The organism is Parasedimentitalea huanghaiensis (assembly GCF_009753675.1).
GTDB classification, from domain to species: Bacteria; Pseudomonadota; Alphaproteobacteria; order Rhodobacterales; family Rhodobacteraceae; genus Parasedimentitalea; species Parasedimentitalea huanghaiensis.
In genome coordinates this window covers 99,524-115,155 of sequence record NZ_WQLV01000015.1, presented here as the reverse complement: position 1 = coordinate 115,155, position 15,632 = coordinate 99,524, and the positions used below count along the sequence as shown (strand labels likewise).

The following is a 15,632-nucleotide window of genomic DNA, read 5'->3' as shown; positions in this document are numbered from 1 at the left end:
CTCTTCAGGCTTGGGTCTCTTAATGGCCATCTCAGGTCCTCCGCTTTCCTAATCATAGGGGCGGACCACTTCATTGGGGGAGGCTCAGCTAGCAATGGTGATGAGGCCGCCAAGATCTTATTCGAAGTACAAGGCTTCGACCTTTTGATTACTGATGTCGCTATGCCGGGCACTCTCCAAGGCTACGATTTATTTGACTACGGCAAGCAACTGAACCCTGACCTGAAATGCATCATTATTTCAGGCCATGCGCCTTCCCCTACTGACCTGGATGGCGCGTTGAATTCCGGGGCCAAGTTTTTGCGAAAGCCGATCCGGCGCAAATTGCTTCTAAACACCGTTAACGAATTGGCACATTGACCTGATGCAACTCGCCACGTTGGAGGGCGGTAATAACTTTGCGTTCGACGGTGATTGCCCCCCTTATATGCCCCAAATTTTGGAGCAATCAACAACGTGATCCATTGGCTGTATGGGGCTACTTTAAGGCCTGGTTCGCCGCCGTCTCGGTAAATATTTGAAGTCTCATTTCCACTCAGGCAATGACGCTAGAAAGCCAGCTTTGTGGGCAGTAATTACACCTTCAGACAGTTCTCTTTGAACATCGCCAAACCCATCGGCTTGCATGATGGCACAATGCGATGGCGGTCTCACTTTACACAAAAGACCACCACTAATAGGTTAAATTTCAAACACTTGAAGGATTTTCAACAAAACAATTGACAAAAATACATGTTTGTTAGTTACTAAACCGTATAGTAAAAAAGGGGTAAGAACTTTGCACTATCGATTTAAACTGGCAACTGTGATCGCGCTGGCCACGACGGCTGCAGCGGGCCCTGTATTTGCAGAATACCCAGAGAAACCAGTCAGCTTTGTCGTGCCGTTTCCACCAGGTGACGTCGAGGACATTCTAACCCGGATGATTGCTGATAAATTCAGTGAAAAATATGGCACGTCAGCGGCAGTGGTGAATAAACCGGGTGGCGGCGGTGGCCCCTTCCCCGGTGCCATCGAAGTGGCGGGCGCGGCTGCAGATGGCTATACAATCGGGTCCTTCGTGATGGACGTGCCTCTTGTGGGTCCACTGATCGGGATTCCTCCGCTGAATCCAAACCCATTTGAGCCGGTCGGCATTTTTGTAGCTTACCCAATGGTCCTGGCAACACGAAATGACGCGCCATACCAAACGATGGACGAACTGGCGGCTTATGCACAGGACAACAAGGTCTCGCTTGCGCATTTCGGTGCTCAGCTAACGCCAACGCAAGTCACTTTCTCGATGGCTTCTCAGATGGGGTTTTCCTACGGATCGGACGCTGCATTTGATGCGATCGATTGCAATACATTTGCCTCTGGCGACACGGATGTTGGAAACACGTCGATCCAACTTTTATTGCCCTGTCTTGACGATATGACAATCCTTGCAACATTGACATCGGATCGTTTGCCAATGACCCCCGACGTACCAACCGTAGGCGAAATTCGCCCTGAATTGCTGCTTGGCATGTGGAACGGATTGTTTGTTCACAAAGACACCCCCCAAGACGTTCGCGATAAGATTGCTGTTGTTGCAGCAGAAACCATGCAGTCCGATCAAGCCAAGAAATTTGCAGCGCAAACCGGTGCTGTAGCCTACTGGCAGACGGCAGACGAAGCCGCAGCTCAGATCGAAGCCGACATGGTTGTGATGGGCACGATGGCTGAAATCCTGGGGCAGTAATCTTGTTCCTCTCCAGAAAAAACGGGTGCGTCGACTTGGATGGCGCACCCAATACGAAAAATAGGTCAAACTGAAATGATGCAGGAAATTCCTGAACCCAAATGGGTTGCGTCCTTTAAGCGCGTGTTTGCACTTAATGGGATCGGATCGGGCACAGAAGTAGCGGTCGTTGCTGAAACCCAATCACGACCGGTGATGGCACAACTCGCAGGCCTTGCATTGTTTGATCTTGGCGCGGTCTATTCGACAATCATTTTGCCCTCAGCGCCTCAATCCGCTCCTGTTCCGGTAAAATCTACTGGTGCAAGTGACGCCATCCAGAACACCCGGCATGTGATCGAAGCCCTCAAACAGGTGGACGTCATCGTTGACGTTACTGTTGAAGGGCTGATCCACGCCGAGGAGATGGCAGAGATCGAACAAGCAGGCACGCGGCTATTGGTCATTTGCAATGAACACCCGGAAATTCTTGAGCGGACAGAACCCCGGGCCCAACTTGGACCAAAAGTCGCCCTTGGTATCGAGATGCTCCGCAACGCCTCTGAAATGCGGGTGACATCCGATGCGGGCACCGACCTGACGATCAATATCAAAGATGCCCCATGCGGCGGGACACCGGGGTTTTCAACCCGTCCGGGCGCAGTCGATCACTGGCCAGGTGGTCTTTGCCTGTGTTTTCCGGGTGAAAACGCGGTCAACGGCAAGGTTGTGATGGATGTCGGTGATATGAACCTGACGTTCAAAGACTACCTACGTGATCCTGTCACAATGATCATTGAAAATGACTACATCAAGGACATTCAAGGCGATAATCTGGATGCGGAGCTATTCCGCGAATATCTCGCGGCCTGGGATGATCCAAAGGCATATGGCTTTAGTCATGTGGGCTGGGGCATGAACCCGCACGCCCGTTGGGAAAGCCTAGCGCTGTATGACAAAGGCGACCTGCAGGCGACCGAATTCCGCGCCTGGGCTGGCAACTTCCTGTGGTCCACAGGTTCTAATCAATACGCAGGCCGTTTCACATTGGGTCATTTCGATCTGCCAATGCGCGGCTGCACGATCGCATTGGACGGCACACCTGTCGTTATCAAAGGCAAACTCCAAGGAGATTTAGCATGAACACTTTCCACGATTACTATAACACAGATGAGTTTGCCCCTGAATTCCTGCACATGATGGAACTGGTCAATGAACTCGGGCCGACAATTGCAAAACGCGCCATTCAAATTGATAAAGACGCCAGCTTTCCAACTGAAAACTACGAGGACTTCGCCAAGCTTGGCTTTCTACGTCTGGTGATTCCAAAGGAATTTGGCGGCTTTGGTTTTTCGCTTGGTCAATACGCGATGATCGGCGCTGAGATCGGCAAGTATTGTGGCGCAACTGCGCTCACCTTCAACATGCACACATCTTCGATGATGTGGTCTCGCTTTATGTACGAATTGCCGAATTTGACCGACGCAGATCGCGCAGCATTCGCACCACTGCGTGAACGCCAGTTTCGCAACGTCGTTGAAAACAACGCCATCTATTCACAACCAATTTCCGAAGGAGGAACCAATTGGACCTCAAAACCCATACAAACCAATTGTAAAAAAGTCGAAGGCGGTTACCTCATCAATGGCTTTAAGAAGTTTGCGTCGCTGGCCGGATATTGTGACTATTATTCAATTGTTTGCACCGAACATTTTGAAGGCATCGAACCGCGCCACGAAGACACGATGAACTTTGCTGTTCATAAGGACACGCCGGGATTGGAAGTCATCGGAGAGTGGGACCCTATTGGGATGCGCGGCACCCATTCCAAAGACCTCGTGCTTAAGGATGTCTTTGTCAAAGAAGAAGAAATGATGATGCCGCAAGGCATGTTCGTGCGCACCCTCCCCCAATGGCCACATATGATGGCAACTTTGACACCTGCATATATGGGCGTGGCGCAAGGCGCCTATGACTACACGGTCAAATATCTGCGTGGCGAAGTTGAAGGGCTGCCGCCAATCGACCGACGCGTGTATCCGACAAAACGTGCAACTGTCGCCAAGATGTTTCAGAAATTGACCGAAATGCGCGCCCTTTGGCACACAGCATTTATGGAGGCTCGCGGCTTTCCATCAAAGGCGCAGGTGATGCGGCTCTATGCGGCGCAATATGCCGTTATGGAAGGTGTGCAGGAAATGACCGCCTTGGCAATCCGCACCTGCGGCGGGCAATCGATGCTCAAATCGCTACCACTTGAACGCATGTATCGTGACAGTCGATGTGGCGCGCTGATGCTGCCCTACACCACTGAAATTATGGAAGACTACCTATCTGTGTTGACGCTCTACGACATGGATAAAATTGACGAGGCAAGCTCTGATACAGCAAGTGCTCGAATTTCCATGTGGCGACCGGCTGCAACCGACGCCCCTCTTGCTGCGGAATAATCATGGCACGGGAAACGGTCCATCGCATCGGAAGTTCATCGGCACGCCCTGCAGATATTTGGGCTTTTGTTCAGGATTTTTCTGCGCCCTGGCATCCGCTTGTCGAGTGGATGGAACGTGAGCAGCGTAAAGATGCTCAGGTCATCCGTCGATTTGGAGTAAAGGGCGATACCGCCATAGTCCGAGAACGTCTGACCTATCTAAGCAACAGTGACCATGTGATGGCTTACGTCGCACTGGAAGGCATTGCAGATGCGCAAAAATATGCGGCGCGATTGAAGATCTCACCTAGTGAGACGGGGTCTACACTGACATGGCATGCTGACATTGAAGCGGCAGCACCCCGCGTAAAAGAGATAGCCGCGGGGACCGAGCAAGTCTTTGATGCCGGTATCACCGTTCTGAGCAAACCGCCCGAGCCAAAAAATAGTCCAACGGACAGGCTTCCAAGCTGTGCGATCGGCACAAAATCAATCGGTCAAACACCCCGGCTGGCGATGAGTATCGCGCCAAAGGGGTTGCAACATGAAAAAACCATCTGCCTTTTTCTTCATGGGATAGGCGGAAATCGATCAAATTGGGACGCCCAACTGGCAGCCCTCGGGAATACGATGCCCGTGGTCTCCCTTGATCTGAGAGGCTACGGCGATAGCACATTGGGGTTTGAGCAATCAAAAACCGATGACTATTTTGAAGACATCCTATCTGTAATGGACGCATTCAACGCCGAAAAACTTGTGTTGTGTGGTCTAAGCTATGGATCCTGGATAGCGACCAGTTTCGCCCTTCAACACCCGGAAAAATTGGCCGGCTTGATCCTGTGTGGCGGCTGTACAGGAATGTCAGAGGCCGACCCGGATGAGCGCGAAGCGTTTCGCGTCTCACGCGAGGTTCCCTTAAACGCAGGGCAGTCACCATCCGATTTCGCGGTGCCGGTTGTTGATGCAATCTCGGGACCAAATGCAACACAGGAAGTGCGCCAAACACTGCGTGAGTCAATGGCCACGATACCCTCAGCCACCTACCGGGATGCGCTGACGTGTTTCACAAACCCGTTGGAAAAACTGGACTTTAGCAAAGCGTCCTTCCCTGTTTTGCTGATGACCGGTGAATTTGACCGCTTGGCACCACCTGCTGAAATTCGCCAGATAAGTCACCGGTTTTTTGATGCCGGCGCCCCTTTTGTTCAGTTTGAGGTCATTGCCGACGCAGGGCATGTTTGCAATCTTGAGCAGCCAATGGAAGTAAACCATCATATCAAATCATTTTTGGATATGGTCGGGCCGATGAACAAACAACCAAATAACACGCGCTCAGAAAAGAAAGCCGCCAAGAGAAAACGCATTCTTGACGCCGCTCTGATTGAGTTTTCCCGCAACGGATATTCAGGCGCGTCGATGCAAGCCATCGCTGAACGCGCTGAAGTTTCAAAGCCAACACTCTATCAATACATCGGACAAAAGGACGACATATTCCGCGCGATATTGGAAGCTGGGCGCGCTAAAATTCTTGCTGCATTTGAAAACACTGACGAACAAGACCTCACCTTCGTCCTCTGGGAATTCAGTTGGCAATACGCGGACTATGTCCTGCACCCAGATAACCTTTCAATCGCGCGCCTTATGATAGGAGAGGCACTCCGGGTTCCGGACATCGTTTCCAGCTTCAATGAAACAGGCCCGGCCAAAGCTCAAGCTGGTGTTGCTGCCTACCTTGAAACACAACGAAACGCCGGGCACCTCATATTTGAAGACAGCTGGCTTGCAGCTGAACACCTGTGGGCGCTCATCCTTTCAGGGCCGCGAAATGCGGCGCTGCATTTCCCCAACAATCTACCGAGTGATCAAGACCTGCTGCCGGTCATCCTCGGAGGGTTAAAGGCCTTCCTGCGCGCTTATTCGTCAAATCTGGAAACAGACATTGAAAAGCTTGATGCATTGGGAGTTCAGCGGCCCCTACGGAGATCATGATGAAAGACATACTTGATAAGAATGACACGCGTTTCATCACCGTGGCCATGAGCGACACAAACGGGCTGTTGCGTGGGCAAAAGGTGTCGCGCAAGTCGTTTGAGGGCATTTTGCATGCTGGCATGGGCATGTCCCCCGTCACTCTTGCCCTTGATCCAACTGACGAAATTCTGAACCTCCCTGGTGTCAGCGATGATAGCGCGGATTTCCACGACAGCCCACTCGCCGTCGACACAGACACAGTTCGGTCAATTCCATGGGAAGTGCCGGGACATGACCTTCTTGTTCTATCAAACTACACTGGTGAAACAGCTGCGATGTGCCCTCGCGCAATGCTGTCGGGACTGATCGACAAAGCTGATAGTATGGGGCTGTCGCTCAAATACGGATTAGAGCTGGAATACACGCTTTTCGAAGAAACATCGGAAAGCATCGCAGCAAAAGGGTTTTGCGATCTGACGCCAGCAACGGTGCACGCCAGTCATGACCTGGTTATTTACCAGACGGCGCAATCTGAATGGTACACCGCTGTGGCAGATATGTGTGATGCGCTCAAGATCGACCTTGCCAAGATGCACGAAGAAATCGGGCCAGGGTTCATGGAAGCCTGCACAGGTGCTGGCGGCGGCTTGGAACCGGCTGATCAAACCATCTTACTGAAAAACTTCATGCGCGCCCTTGCAATGCGGCAGAACAAAACAATCACCTATATGGCGCGCTGGTCTGAGCAGGCCGACAGTCAATCAGCCCATATTCATGTGTCACTGAAAGGTGAGGATGGAACCCCCTTGTTCTGGGATGAAACGAAGCCAGACAATATGTCCGATACATTCCGTTATTTCATCGGCGGTATGCAGACTTACATCGGCCAGATGATGTTACTGTTTGCACCAACCGTGAATTCATACCGTCGCTTCGCACCCGGAACATTTGCCCCCCCTGCCCTAACATGGGGCATTGAAAACCGGACAACCTGTTTTCGTGTTGTTGGCCATGATGCCGGCTCATTGAGAGTGGAGAACCGACTTCCCGGCTCTGATGCCAACCCCTATCTCACAGTGGCGGCAACGCTGGCTGCCGGGCTTGCCGGAATAGCCCAGAAAATCGAACCAGATGAAGCAGTCAGCGGAAATGGTTACGTGCCATCCGAACAAGAACCACGCCATTATCCGCGCACAATCGTTCATGCGATTGCTGCCTTGCGCGAAAGTAGCTTTGCGCGGGAATGGCTTGGCGACGCCTTTGTCGATGGTTTCTCTGCCACACGCGAAGCACAGGAGGTCGCCTTTCAACATATGGTGCCTGATACAGAACTTCGCCGCTTTTTCGAATTGGGGTAAGCATATGCGCGATCTATTTCTTGAAGGTATGTCGAAAGCCGCCTGTTCGGTTTACGTTGTCACCACGGATGGCATCGCCGGTCGTCGCGGCGTTACGGTCAGCGCTGTCTCGTCAGTTTCTGCCGATACCCCCAATCCAACGCTTTTGACCTGTGTGCACCATTTGTCACCAACCGCCGCAGCGATCAGACAGAACCGCAGTTTCTGTGTGAACCTGTTGGGCGATGATCAGACGACAGTATCGGACTCATTTGCCGGTCGAACCGATGCAAAGGACGAAGAGAAGTTCGACTGCGCAACTTGGACCAAGGGCGAAACTGGTGCGCCGATGCTTCAGGGTGCGCTGGCATCGTTTGACTGCACCGTACAGCACGAAATCACCTGCGGTAGTCACCATATCTTTGTCGGGGAAGTCCGACACATAGGCCTAAATGAGGGTGACAAAGCCCTCGTCTACGCCAATCGCGGCTACAACAATGCCCAACCTTTGGACGCGCGATGAAGATCGGCCTCCTGGTCGCAGGTATCTTGCCCCCTACCCTGACCGAGATCTACGCGCGCTATGGCGATATGTACGAAGACCTCCTTCAGGACCGAGGCTTCATTTTTCGTCATTACGATGTGCGAAACGGGGAGCTGCCACGTAGCGCAGACGAGGCAGATGGATGGATCATCACCGGCTCCAAGGATGGGGTGTATGATGATCTGCCCTGGATCGCCGATCTAAAGGTCTGTGTTGACGGTCTGTTGAATACCAATGCCCCCATTGTGGGCATCTGTTTTGGTCATCAACTGCTGGCTAAAGTGAGGGGTGGGCGTGTCGAAAAATTCAATGGCGGATGGTCTGTTGGCCGCACGGCCTACACGCTCGCATCAGGACAACAGATGCATGCGATGGCTTGGCATCAGGATCAGGTTCTCGACTTACCACCAGACGCAATTCGGCTTGGAAAATCCGAGATGTGTGAAAACGCAATGATGTTGATATCTGGCAATGCTCTGGGCATTCAACCGCATCCAGAATTCACCGCTAACATTGTCAAGAATGCTGTCAGAGCGTCTACCTTCCTGCCTGTCGCAATAAGAGAGGAGGCGGTGAAAACCGCGGCTGAACCTGTTGCTCGTTTGGCGCAAGCGGATGTCATCGAAGCATTCTTCAAAGCGGATACCCGTGATCCTAAAATCCTCCGGGCCCTGATCTTGGATATCTTCGCGGAAAAAGAGGCAGCCTGGGTATGAGATCCGACAGTACAACCCTTTTTGTGCGCCTGTTCCACCGCGAACGCCGCCCCGGTGATTTGGTATTTGCGGTTGCCTTTATGATTGTTGCCGCAAGTCTGCTGGCAATGATGCCATGGCAAACGATCTGGGCGAAACGCACCGATCTTTATACGCAACCTCGGTTCTGGCCGGCGGTATCGCTGGGTGGAATGTTGTTTTTCGCCATTTTACATTCGGTCAGCTCTTTTGTGTCACCCCGCATCGCAGGCCGCTGGAGCGAGGTCTGGTTATGGATCAGATCTCTGGAATATGCGGGTTGGTTTCTCGTCTATGTCAGCTTGGTCCCGCTGCTGGGTTATCTTCTAAGCACTGTGTTTGCTGCTGCTGCACTCATGCTGCGCGCGGGTTACCGCGACCTGCGCACGATTGGCACTGTGGCTTTGGTAGCGTTTGGTATTGTCGTCTTATTCAAATCAGTTTTGCAAGTGAACTTACCCGGCGGTGCGCTCTATGAATTTCTGCCCAGCACACTCCGCAGCTTTATGCTGACATACTTCTAAAAGGGAACACCATGGAAACTCTTCTCTCAGGTGTTGTTATCCTTGCCCGCTGGGATGTTCTGGTCGCACTTCTGTTTGGTTCAATTGGTGGCGTAATCATCGGGGCAATCCCTGGGGTTGGTGCCGCTGTAGCAATTGCCATTCTGCTGCCTGCCACATTTGCTTTTGACCCGATTGTCGGCCTTACCGCGCTACTGGGGATTTACGGGTCATCAATGTACGGCGGCGCGATCCCGGCCATTCTGATCAACACGCCTGGAACGGCCGTGAATGCGCTGACAACCTATGACGGCACCCCCATGACAAAGCGCGGGGAAAGCCATAGGGCTTTGTCGCTGGCTTATTCCGCTTCGTTCTTTGGCGGCATTTTCTCAATACTCTGTCTTATGGTGTTGTCACCATTGCTGGCGCTGATCGCCCCGCATTTTGGGGCAAAGGAAATATTTCTCGCCGCGCTGCTGGGCATCATTTTGGTGATCATCGCCCATCGAGGTCAAGTTTTCGCTGCGGGGATGTTGGCCTGTTTGGGCATCTTTTTGCACACCGTTGGCTTGGAACCCGTAAAGTACTCCCAACGCTATACATTCGACCAGGACTGGCTGACTTCCGGCTTTGATCTCATCGTTGTCGTGCTTGGATTATTTGCGATTTCCCAAGCGTTTGTCTTGCTTCTTGAACCCAACGAGACCCCCCATCCTAGCCGCGTAAAGGGGACCTTACTTGCTGGTTTTAAAGAGCTACAAAGCTACAAACGCATCGCTTCGGTTTCAGCATCTTTTGGCGTCCTGATGGGAATGATCCCCGGTGTTGGTGAATTCACCGCACAGTTCATGTCCTATGCCTATGCGCAAAAAACCTCGCAAAGCCCTGAGATGTTTGGGAAAGGTGCACCTGAAGGGCTTATCGCGTCCGAGACCGCGAACAATGCAGTCCCCGCCGCCGCGATGATCCCGCTCTTGGCTCTCGGCATCCCCGGCGAGGCTTTGACCGCAATGATGTTATCGGTCTTTTATGTCCACAACGTCGTGCCGGGCCCCCAACTTTTTCAGAACGACATGGATTTTGTGATGGCTATTTATCTGGCCATGTTGCTGCTTAATATTCTTGTTGTTGTGTTCCTATTGTTTTCAACAAACTGGCTGACACGGATCATGCAAATCCCAACACGTGCGCTTGGTGTTACCGTCCTCTTGCTGAGTTTTGTAGGTGTCTATTCACTAAGAAACTCGATCACCGATTGCGCGATCGCCGCTGCCTTTGGGGTATTTGGAGTAATCCTGAAACGCCTGGCCCTGCCAGTTGTCCCGATCATCCTTGGGATGGTCCTTGGCGGCATTATGGAGGTGAAACTTCGCATCGCAATGAGCCGTGTTGATACACCGCTTGATTTCATTGACCGGCCAATTGCCGCGATGCTGTTTGGGGTCATTTGTTTGATTTTAGGATGCCAACTGTTCGGTGGCATCCTACGCAAGCGCCTTGTAGATCCTGAAACGGGTTAAACTACCTGATCCGTACAAATCAGCCATTGCCAGCCTCAGGCATCAAGCAGGTTCCCCCTGCCAAACGTCCCTCTATGCGGGGCGGGCTTAAAGGTTCTGCACAATATCGCTCACACCAAAACGCACAGGATCACAGGCCGGCACGCCGTGCTTTTCGGCCAATGTCAGCAATGTCGCCTTTGCCTCCATCTCTGTCAGACTGGAGGTATTCAGACATAAGCCGACACATTTGATATCCGGCGAAAACCTCTCTCCTAATAACATCGTGAGTGCAATGATCTCTTCGATCTGCCCTGTTTTGTTACCCGGGAACCCAGACAATTCTTCGCGACCCACTTCGTGGCAGACAACAAACGCATTGGGCTGCGCGCCGTGTAGCAACCCAAGCGTAACCCCGGAATAAGCGGGGTGGATCAAAGATCCCTGCCCTTCAATGACATCCCAATGGTCAGCGTCAGCTGCCGGGGTCAGCTGTTCAACTGCCCCTGCCAGGAAATCAGAAACGATGGCGTCCGCAGCGATGCCAGTACCGTCAATCAGCACTCCGGTTTGACCCGTAGCGCGAAACGTCGCCTTCATGCCGCGGGTTTCCATTGCGCGATGAATTGCCAAGGCAGAGTACTTCTTTCCTACGGCGCAATCGGTGCCCATTGCGAGCAACCGGTTCCCTGTTCTGCGTTTGCCACTTGCAATTGGCAGCTCGGTCTTGCTGACCCGAACATCGTGAATTGCCCGACCATTTCGGGCCGCAGCGTCGCGTAACTGGGGAACACTGGCAAGCGACTGATGCAATCCGGCTGCAATGTCCAATCCTGCCTCCAATGCTTCGCTTAACCGCGCAATCCATGCGTCAGGAAGTTGTCCACCAATGAACGTCGTGCCGATGACAAGGGTTTTTGCGCCAACGGCTACAGCGTCCTTGATCGTCATGTCCGGCAATCCCAGATCGGCTTGACACCCTGTCTCCCGCAATTGGGCGAGACAACGCTCGGGCCGCCAGTGTACGAGCCCCTGGCCGGTTTTAGCAAACTGGGCGATCTCGGTGTTACCGAGGTAGATGAGGTATGGTGCGGAAATTTGTGTCATGGTCACATTCCAAATTTTGCTCAGCCCCAAAGCGCAGGCGAGAATTTTTTCAGTTTTCCGTGTTCATATTGCATTGCTGGAACGCGGTCGTTTTGGATCATTAGCGGGCCGTCAAGGTCGGACCAGTCAGCAAGGCTGCCGATGACAAAGGCTGGTGCCATCGACAACGATGTCCCTGACATGCAGCCAACCATGACCCCCATTCCGGCAGCGCGCGCAGCGGTCACCAGGGCAAGTGCCTCTGTCAGCCCTCCGGTTTTATCCAGCTTGACGTTGACGCCGTCGTACAGAGACTTCAGCCGATCAACATCAGCGGCTACATGGCAGGATTCATCTGCAAAAATTGGGATCCCGCAGGAGATCTCCTCCAGAAGGTGATCCTGTTCCGGCGGTACGGGTTGCTCGATCATCTTGACCCCCAGTTTTGCCAGTGCAGGCGCATGCTGCATCAACAGATCCACCGTCCAGCTTTGATTGGCGTCAACAATCAGCTCTGTCCTGGGGCAGTCCGACCGAATGGCAGCAACGCGCTCGGGAATATGTTCAGCGTCGAGTTTGACCTTGATGACACGGTGGGCCGACGATTTTGCCTGTGCCGCCATTTCAGGGATCTGACCCAGACCAACCGTTTCATCAACCTCGATAAAATCCGCCTCGGAATTTAACCCAGCCAAATCCCACACGCTGCGCCCTGATTGTTTGGCGCGCAGATCCCACAGGGCACAGTCCAAGGCATTTCGCCCCGGACCTGCAGGCATTGATGCGCAGATCTTTTGCGGATCACCTCCTGTATTGATACCCTGCTGGGCCAACTTCATCAGTGTCTCTGTTTCGGCCATGGTGATAGGGAAGACCACCGGCACCAAACCTTCGCCCTGCCCCCGATGCTCACCGTCGACAAGCGTGACATGCATCGCTTCGAGCTCAACAATCGTATGGCCGGCAAACCGAAAAGGATCTTTGAGAGGCCATTTTTCAATTTTGTAGTCTAGCCGTATCATTCGCGAATACTCTCTTTGGCGAGACGCGTGGTGTTCCGTTTTCCCTTCAGGATTGGAGCCCCCAGCATGACAAGAACAAAAATACCGGTCGCGATTTTCAGATCACTCGGCGCAAGACCCGCGGCAAGGCAGAATGAAATGAGCTGGTAGTAGATCAACGACCCAACAAATGGTGCCAAAAGCTGTTGGCTGATTTTGCGACGCCCCAGAATGGTCTCTCCGATCATCAGCGCAGCAAGCGCATTGATCAGCAAACCGATACCCATATTCACATCTACGAAGGCTTGGCTTTGCACCATCAGGCTTCCGCTCAGGGCTGCACACCCACCAGCGGCGCCCACGCCCAGAAAAATGGCCCGGTCCACATTGTTGCCCTGTGCCTCGGCCATATCGGGGTTGTCCCCTACAGCGCGCATAGCAATGCCACGCTCTGTCATAAACCAAAGCCGCAGCCCAAATCCGACCACCCCCATTAGCAGCCCCACAATGAGAATTTTTTCCAGGTTATTCATGCCCTTACCAAGGTCGAGATAGTCGAACAACTTGGTCTCTTTAAACAGCGGCACATTTGGTTTTCCAAGAATACGCAGGTTGACGCTATAGAGCATCGTGGTCACCAGAATCCCGGCCAGCAGAGTGTGGATTTTAAAGCGCAAATGAATAAGCGCGGTTGCACATCCAGCTACAAATCCCGCCACAACGGCCAGAGGAATAGCAAGATAAGCAGGCACACCTGAAACCATAGCAATCGCGCAGACCGCCCCGCCCAATGGATAGGCCCCCTCGGACGTAAGGTCTGGAAAAGACAAAATCCGGAACGGGATCATGATGGCAAGCACCACAAAACTCAGGATAAGGCTTTGCGCCAGTGTCACAGGGATCAGTGCAATAAATGTTGAAATGACTTCATTCATGGCTCAGGCTCCTAACAGCATGCGGTCAGACTTGATCGCAAAGTGATTGGTCAGGGATTGGACCGATACGCCCTTTTTTTCGGCCCCCGAGATGTCCAGTTTTACTTTGCCGGCTTCCAGCATCAGAATCCGGTTCCCGTAATCCACGGCGTGTTGCATGTTGTGAGACACCATTAAAGTTGTCAGTTTCAGCGCAGAAACCGCCCTGAGCGTGGCATTCAAAACCAGGTTCGCCGTGCGCGGATCAAGTGCCGCCGTATGCTCATCAAGCAATAAGATATCCGGCTCTTTGATCACCGCCATAACCAGAGACAACGACTGCCTCTGCCCGCCTGAGAGCAGCGAAACCTGGGTGTCCATCCGGTCTTCCAGCCCAAGCTTCAGATACGACAGTTGCTCGCGGTAATTATCCAGCCGCTTCCGGGTCAATCCGGGTTTCAGGCGCGCCTTCGAGGTACGCAGTTCCGCCAACAGCATATTTTCCGCAATTGTCATGCCTGAGGCTGTGCCCTTCATCGGATCCTGAAAGACCCGCGCGACATGGCGGGCACGGTCATGAACCGGCATCCTGGTCACATCATCATCCGCGATGGCTATAGTGCCTTCATCAACTTGCAACGCGCCGGAAATCGCGTTCAGCAACGTACTTTTTCCGGCTCCGTTTGAACCGATAATCACGCCAAACTCGCCTTTGCCCAAAGACAGGCTCAGCCCGTCAAGTGCCACTTTTTCGTCAGCGGTACCGGCAAAAAAAGTGCGCCGGAGATTTGTAATATTCAACATTTCTGGGGCCCATTTGTTTGGGAAACTGTCCGCAGCACGAGGTGCGGACAGAAAAGGATCAGTCCACGATGCAATCACATCCAGCAAAGCTGGCCGGGATCTCAGCATCAACGGCTGCCATTCCGCTTTTCGAAATGACCATGACGTGATCGTCGCGCGTGGGGCGCCGTGGGGCGATATCGTCAGGTTTTTCGCCTGCCAGAACCCGAATAGCCATTTCCCCAACCAGTTCACCGATACGGTGATAACTAACCGTATAGCCTGCAGGGATCATGCCTTCAGAAACCGGGCCTCCATCCATGTTCACCACAGGAACACCTGCTTGGGTCGCCGCACTTGCGACGGCTGCAATCGCAGGTTGGATCATGTTTGAACCTGGGCCGTATAGGACATCCGAACGGGCGCTGAGTGAGGTCACACGAGCCATGATATCATTGGTGTTGTCCACCCCGACTTCTTGCACGGCCAATCCGTATTTGGGCGCGGCCAGTTTGACCTGCTCCAGGGTGGCTAGATCATTTGCCTCTGCTGGATTGTACGGAACACCCACCGATTTTGCGTTGGGGAACAGCTCATTGATGAACTGCATGGTCGCATCGATATCCAACGCATCGGCCACCCCGGTAATGTTGTTGCCACCTTTATCCCAGCTAGGAACCAGTTCTGCTGCAACGGGATCAGTCACGGCACCAAACAAGATCGGCGTGCCAGAGTTGCCTAGATAGTTCAGTAGGTTCTGCGCCACCGGTGTCGTCACGCCAATTACCAGATCTGGGCTGGAAGCTTCGATTTTGGCGAGCATCTGGGGAAGCAGCGTCGCGTCAAAGTTTACATGGTCTACCGAAAACTCAACATCCAACCCAGCAGCGGTTATGGCGTCCTGGGCCCCCTGGACAACGGCGTTAAGTTGAGGGTGTTCGCCAAAGTTTGCGATTGCTACGCGTTTTGTCTCGGCAGCCACTGGCAATGCGCTGAGGGTGAGGCCAATTGCGGATGCTGCCGCCAGGCTTTTGAAAGTAAACATTTTCATTCTTTCCTCCATAAGATCAGCCCCGTCTTGCGCGGGTTTGGTTGCCAGAGGCTTGCACACAATTTTCGTATAC

General features: G+C 52.9%; 15 protein-coding genes. 10 read left to right on the top strand and 5 right to left on the bottom strand.

The genetic code is table 11. The annotated features are described in order from the left end of the window. From GO984_RS19490 to GO984_RS19445, 10 genes are all read left to right on the top strand, one after another. The coding region (locus tag GO984_RS19490; protein ID WP_157024249.1) for a response regulator at positions 1-360 on the top strand (360 nt) is incomplete at its 5' end. Positions 361-778: 418 nt separating this feature from the next. After that, positions 779-1,723, top strand: coding sequence for a tripartite tricarboxylate transporter substrate binding protein (locus GO984_RS19485; protein ID WP_425339664.1), 945 nt, complete (start codon positions 779-781; stop codon positions 1,721-1,723). Positions 1,724-1,798: 75 nt separating this feature from the next. Continuing rightward, positions 1,799-2,845, top strand: coding sequence for a 2,5-dihydroxypyridine 5,6-dioxygenase NicX family protein (locus tag GO984_RS19480; protein WP_157024248.1), 1,047 nt, complete (start codon positions 1,799-1,801; stop codon positions 2,843-2,845). Next, the gene (locus GO984_RS19475; protein ID WP_157024247.1) at positions 2,842-4,152 is read left to right on the top strand and encodes an acyl-CoA dehydrogenase family protein; all 1,311 of its coding nucleotides are present in this window, start codon (positions 2,842-2,844) and stop codon (positions 4,150-4,152) included. Before GO984_RS19480 ends, GO984_RS19475 begins: the two co-directional genes overlap by 4 nt. A gap of 2 nt (positions 4,153-4,154) precedes the next feature. Beyond that, positions 4,155-6,122, top strand: coding sequence for an alpha/beta fold hydrolase (locus GO984_RS19470; protein WP_157024246.1), 1,968 nt, complete (start codon positions 4,155-4,157; stop codon positions 6,120-6,122). Between the two features lie 47 nt (positions 6,123-6,169). Beyond that, positions 6,170-7,462, top strand: a complete 1,293-nt coding sequence (locus GO984_RS19465; RefSeq protein ID WP_245231182.1) for a glutamine synthetase family protein — start codon at positions 6,170-6,172, stop codon at positions 7,460-7,462. A 4-nt stretch (positions 7,463-7,466) separates the two neighbouring features. Next, entirely contained in the window at positions 7,467-7,964 is a 498-nt protein-coding gene (locus tag GO984_RS19460; protein ID WP_157024244.1) for a flavin reductase family protein, read from the top strand. Further along, complete coding sequence (locus GO984_RS19455; RefSeq protein WP_157024243.1) at positions 7,961-8,701, top strand: type 1 glutamine amidotransferase; 741 nt, start codon at positions 7,961-7,963, stop codon at positions 8,699-8,701. The genes GO984_RS19460 and GO984_RS19455 overlap by 4 nt, the downstream gene beginning before the upstream one ends. Beyond that, the gene (locus tag GO984_RS19450) at positions 8,698-9,243 is read left to right on the top strand and encodes a tripartite tricarboxylate transporter TctB family protein (protein WP_157024242.1); all 546 of its coding nucleotides are present in this window, start codon (positions 8,698-8,700) and stop codon (positions 9,241-9,243) included. Before GO984_RS19455 ends, GO984_RS19450 begins: the two co-directional genes overlap by 4 nt. An 11-nt stretch (positions 9,244-9,254) precedes the next feature. Continuing rightward, entirely contained in the window at positions 9,255-10,745 is a 1,491-nt protein-coding gene (locus GO984_RS19445; protein WP_157024241.1) for a tripartite tricarboxylate transporter permease, read from the top strand. A gap of 87 nt (positions 10,746-10,832) precedes the next feature. Here GO984_RS19445 and GO984_RS19440 read toward each other — a convergent pair whose 3' ends face one another. The 5 genes from GO984_RS19440 to GO984_RS19420 are packed head-to-tail and all read right to left on the bottom strand — an operon-like array spanning position 10,833 to position 15,559. Continuing rightward, positions 10,833-11,831, bottom strand: coding sequence for an N-acetyltransferase DgcN family protein (locus tag GO984_RS19440; protein ID WP_157024240.1), 999 nt, complete (start codon positions 11,829-11,831; stop codon positions 10,833-10,835). A gap of 20 nt (positions 11,832-11,851) precedes the next feature. Further along, positions 11,852-12,832 (bottom strand): dipeptide epimerase, encoded by a 981-nt coding sequence (locus GO984_RS19435; protein ID WP_157024239.1) that lies wholly within the window; start codon positions 12,830-12,832, stop codon positions 11,852-11,854. Next, positions 12,829-13,746, bottom strand: a complete 918-nt coding sequence (locus GO984_RS19430) for an ABC transporter permease (RefSeq protein WP_157024238.1) — start codon at positions 13,744-13,746, stop codon at positions 12,829-12,831. Before GO984_RS19430 ends, GO984_RS19435 begins: the two co-directional genes overlap by 4 nt. A 3-nt stretch (positions 13,747-13,749) precedes the next feature. After that, complete coding sequence (locus GO984_RS19425) at positions 13,750-14,529, bottom strand: ABC transporter ATP-binding protein (protein ID WP_157024237.1); 780 nt, start codon at positions 14,527-14,529, stop codon at positions 13,750-13,752. 58 nt (positions 14,530-14,587) lie between these two features. Beyond that, positions 14,588-15,559, bottom strand: a complete 972-nt coding sequence (locus tag GO984_RS19420; RefSeq protein WP_209279442.1) for an ABC transporter substrate-binding protein — start codon at positions 15,557-15,559, stop codon at positions 14,588-14,590. Positions 15,560-15,632 lie beyond the last annotated feature (73 nt).

Bases quoted from the DNA above. Each gene is read 5' to 3' on its own strand.
- GO984_RS19480 (WP_157024248.1), top strand. From the start codon at position 1,799: ATGATGCAGGAAATTCCTGAACCCAAATGGGTTGCGTCCTTTAAGCGC.
- GO984_RS19475 (WP_157024247.1), top strand. From the start codon at position 2,842: ATGAACACTTTCCACGATTACTATAACACAGATGAGTTTGCCCCTGAA.
- GO984_RS19470 (WP_157024246.1), top strand. From the start codon at position 4,155: ATGGCACGGGAAACGGTCCATCGCATCGGAAGTTCATCGGCACGCCCT.
- GO984_RS19465 (WP_245231182.1), top strand. From the start codon at position 6,170: ATGAGCGACACAAACGGGCTGTTGCGTGGGCAAAAGGTGTCGCGCAAG.
- GO984_RS19460 (WP_157024244.1), top strand. From the start codon at position 7,467: ATGCGCGATCTATTTCTTGAAGGTATGTCGAAAGCCGCCTGTTCGGTT.
- GO984_RS19455 (WP_157024243.1), top strand. From the start codon at position 7,961: ATGAAGATCGGCCTCCTGGTCGCAGGTATCTTGCCCCCTACCCTGACC.
- GO984_RS19450 (WP_157024242.1), top strand. From the start codon at position 8,698: ATGAGATCCGACAGTACAACCCTTTTTGTGCGCCTGTTCCACCGCGAA.
- GO984_RS19445 (WP_157024241.1), top strand. From the start codon at position 9,255: ATGGAAACTCTTCTCTCAGGTGTTGTTATCCTTGCCCGCTGGGATGTT.
- GO984_RS19440 (WP_157024240.1), bottom strand. From the start codon at position 11,831: ATGACACAAATTTCCGCACCATACCTCATCTACCTCGGTAACACCGAG.
- GO984_RS19435 (WP_157024239.1), bottom strand. From the start codon at position 12,832: ATGATACGGCTAGACTACAAAATTGAAAAATGGCCTCTCAAAGATCCT.
- GO984_RS19430 (WP_157024238.1), bottom strand. From the start codon at position 13,746: ATGAATGAAGTCATTTCAACATTTATTGCACTGATCCCTGTGACACTG.
- GO984_RS19425 (WP_157024237.1), bottom strand. From the start codon at position 14,529: ATGTTGAATATTACAAATCTCCGGCGCACTTTTTTTGCCGGTACCGCT.
- GO984_RS19420 (WP_209279442.1), bottom strand. From the start codon at position 15,559: ATGAAAATGTTTACTTTCAAAAGCCTGGCGGCAGCATCCGCAATTGGC.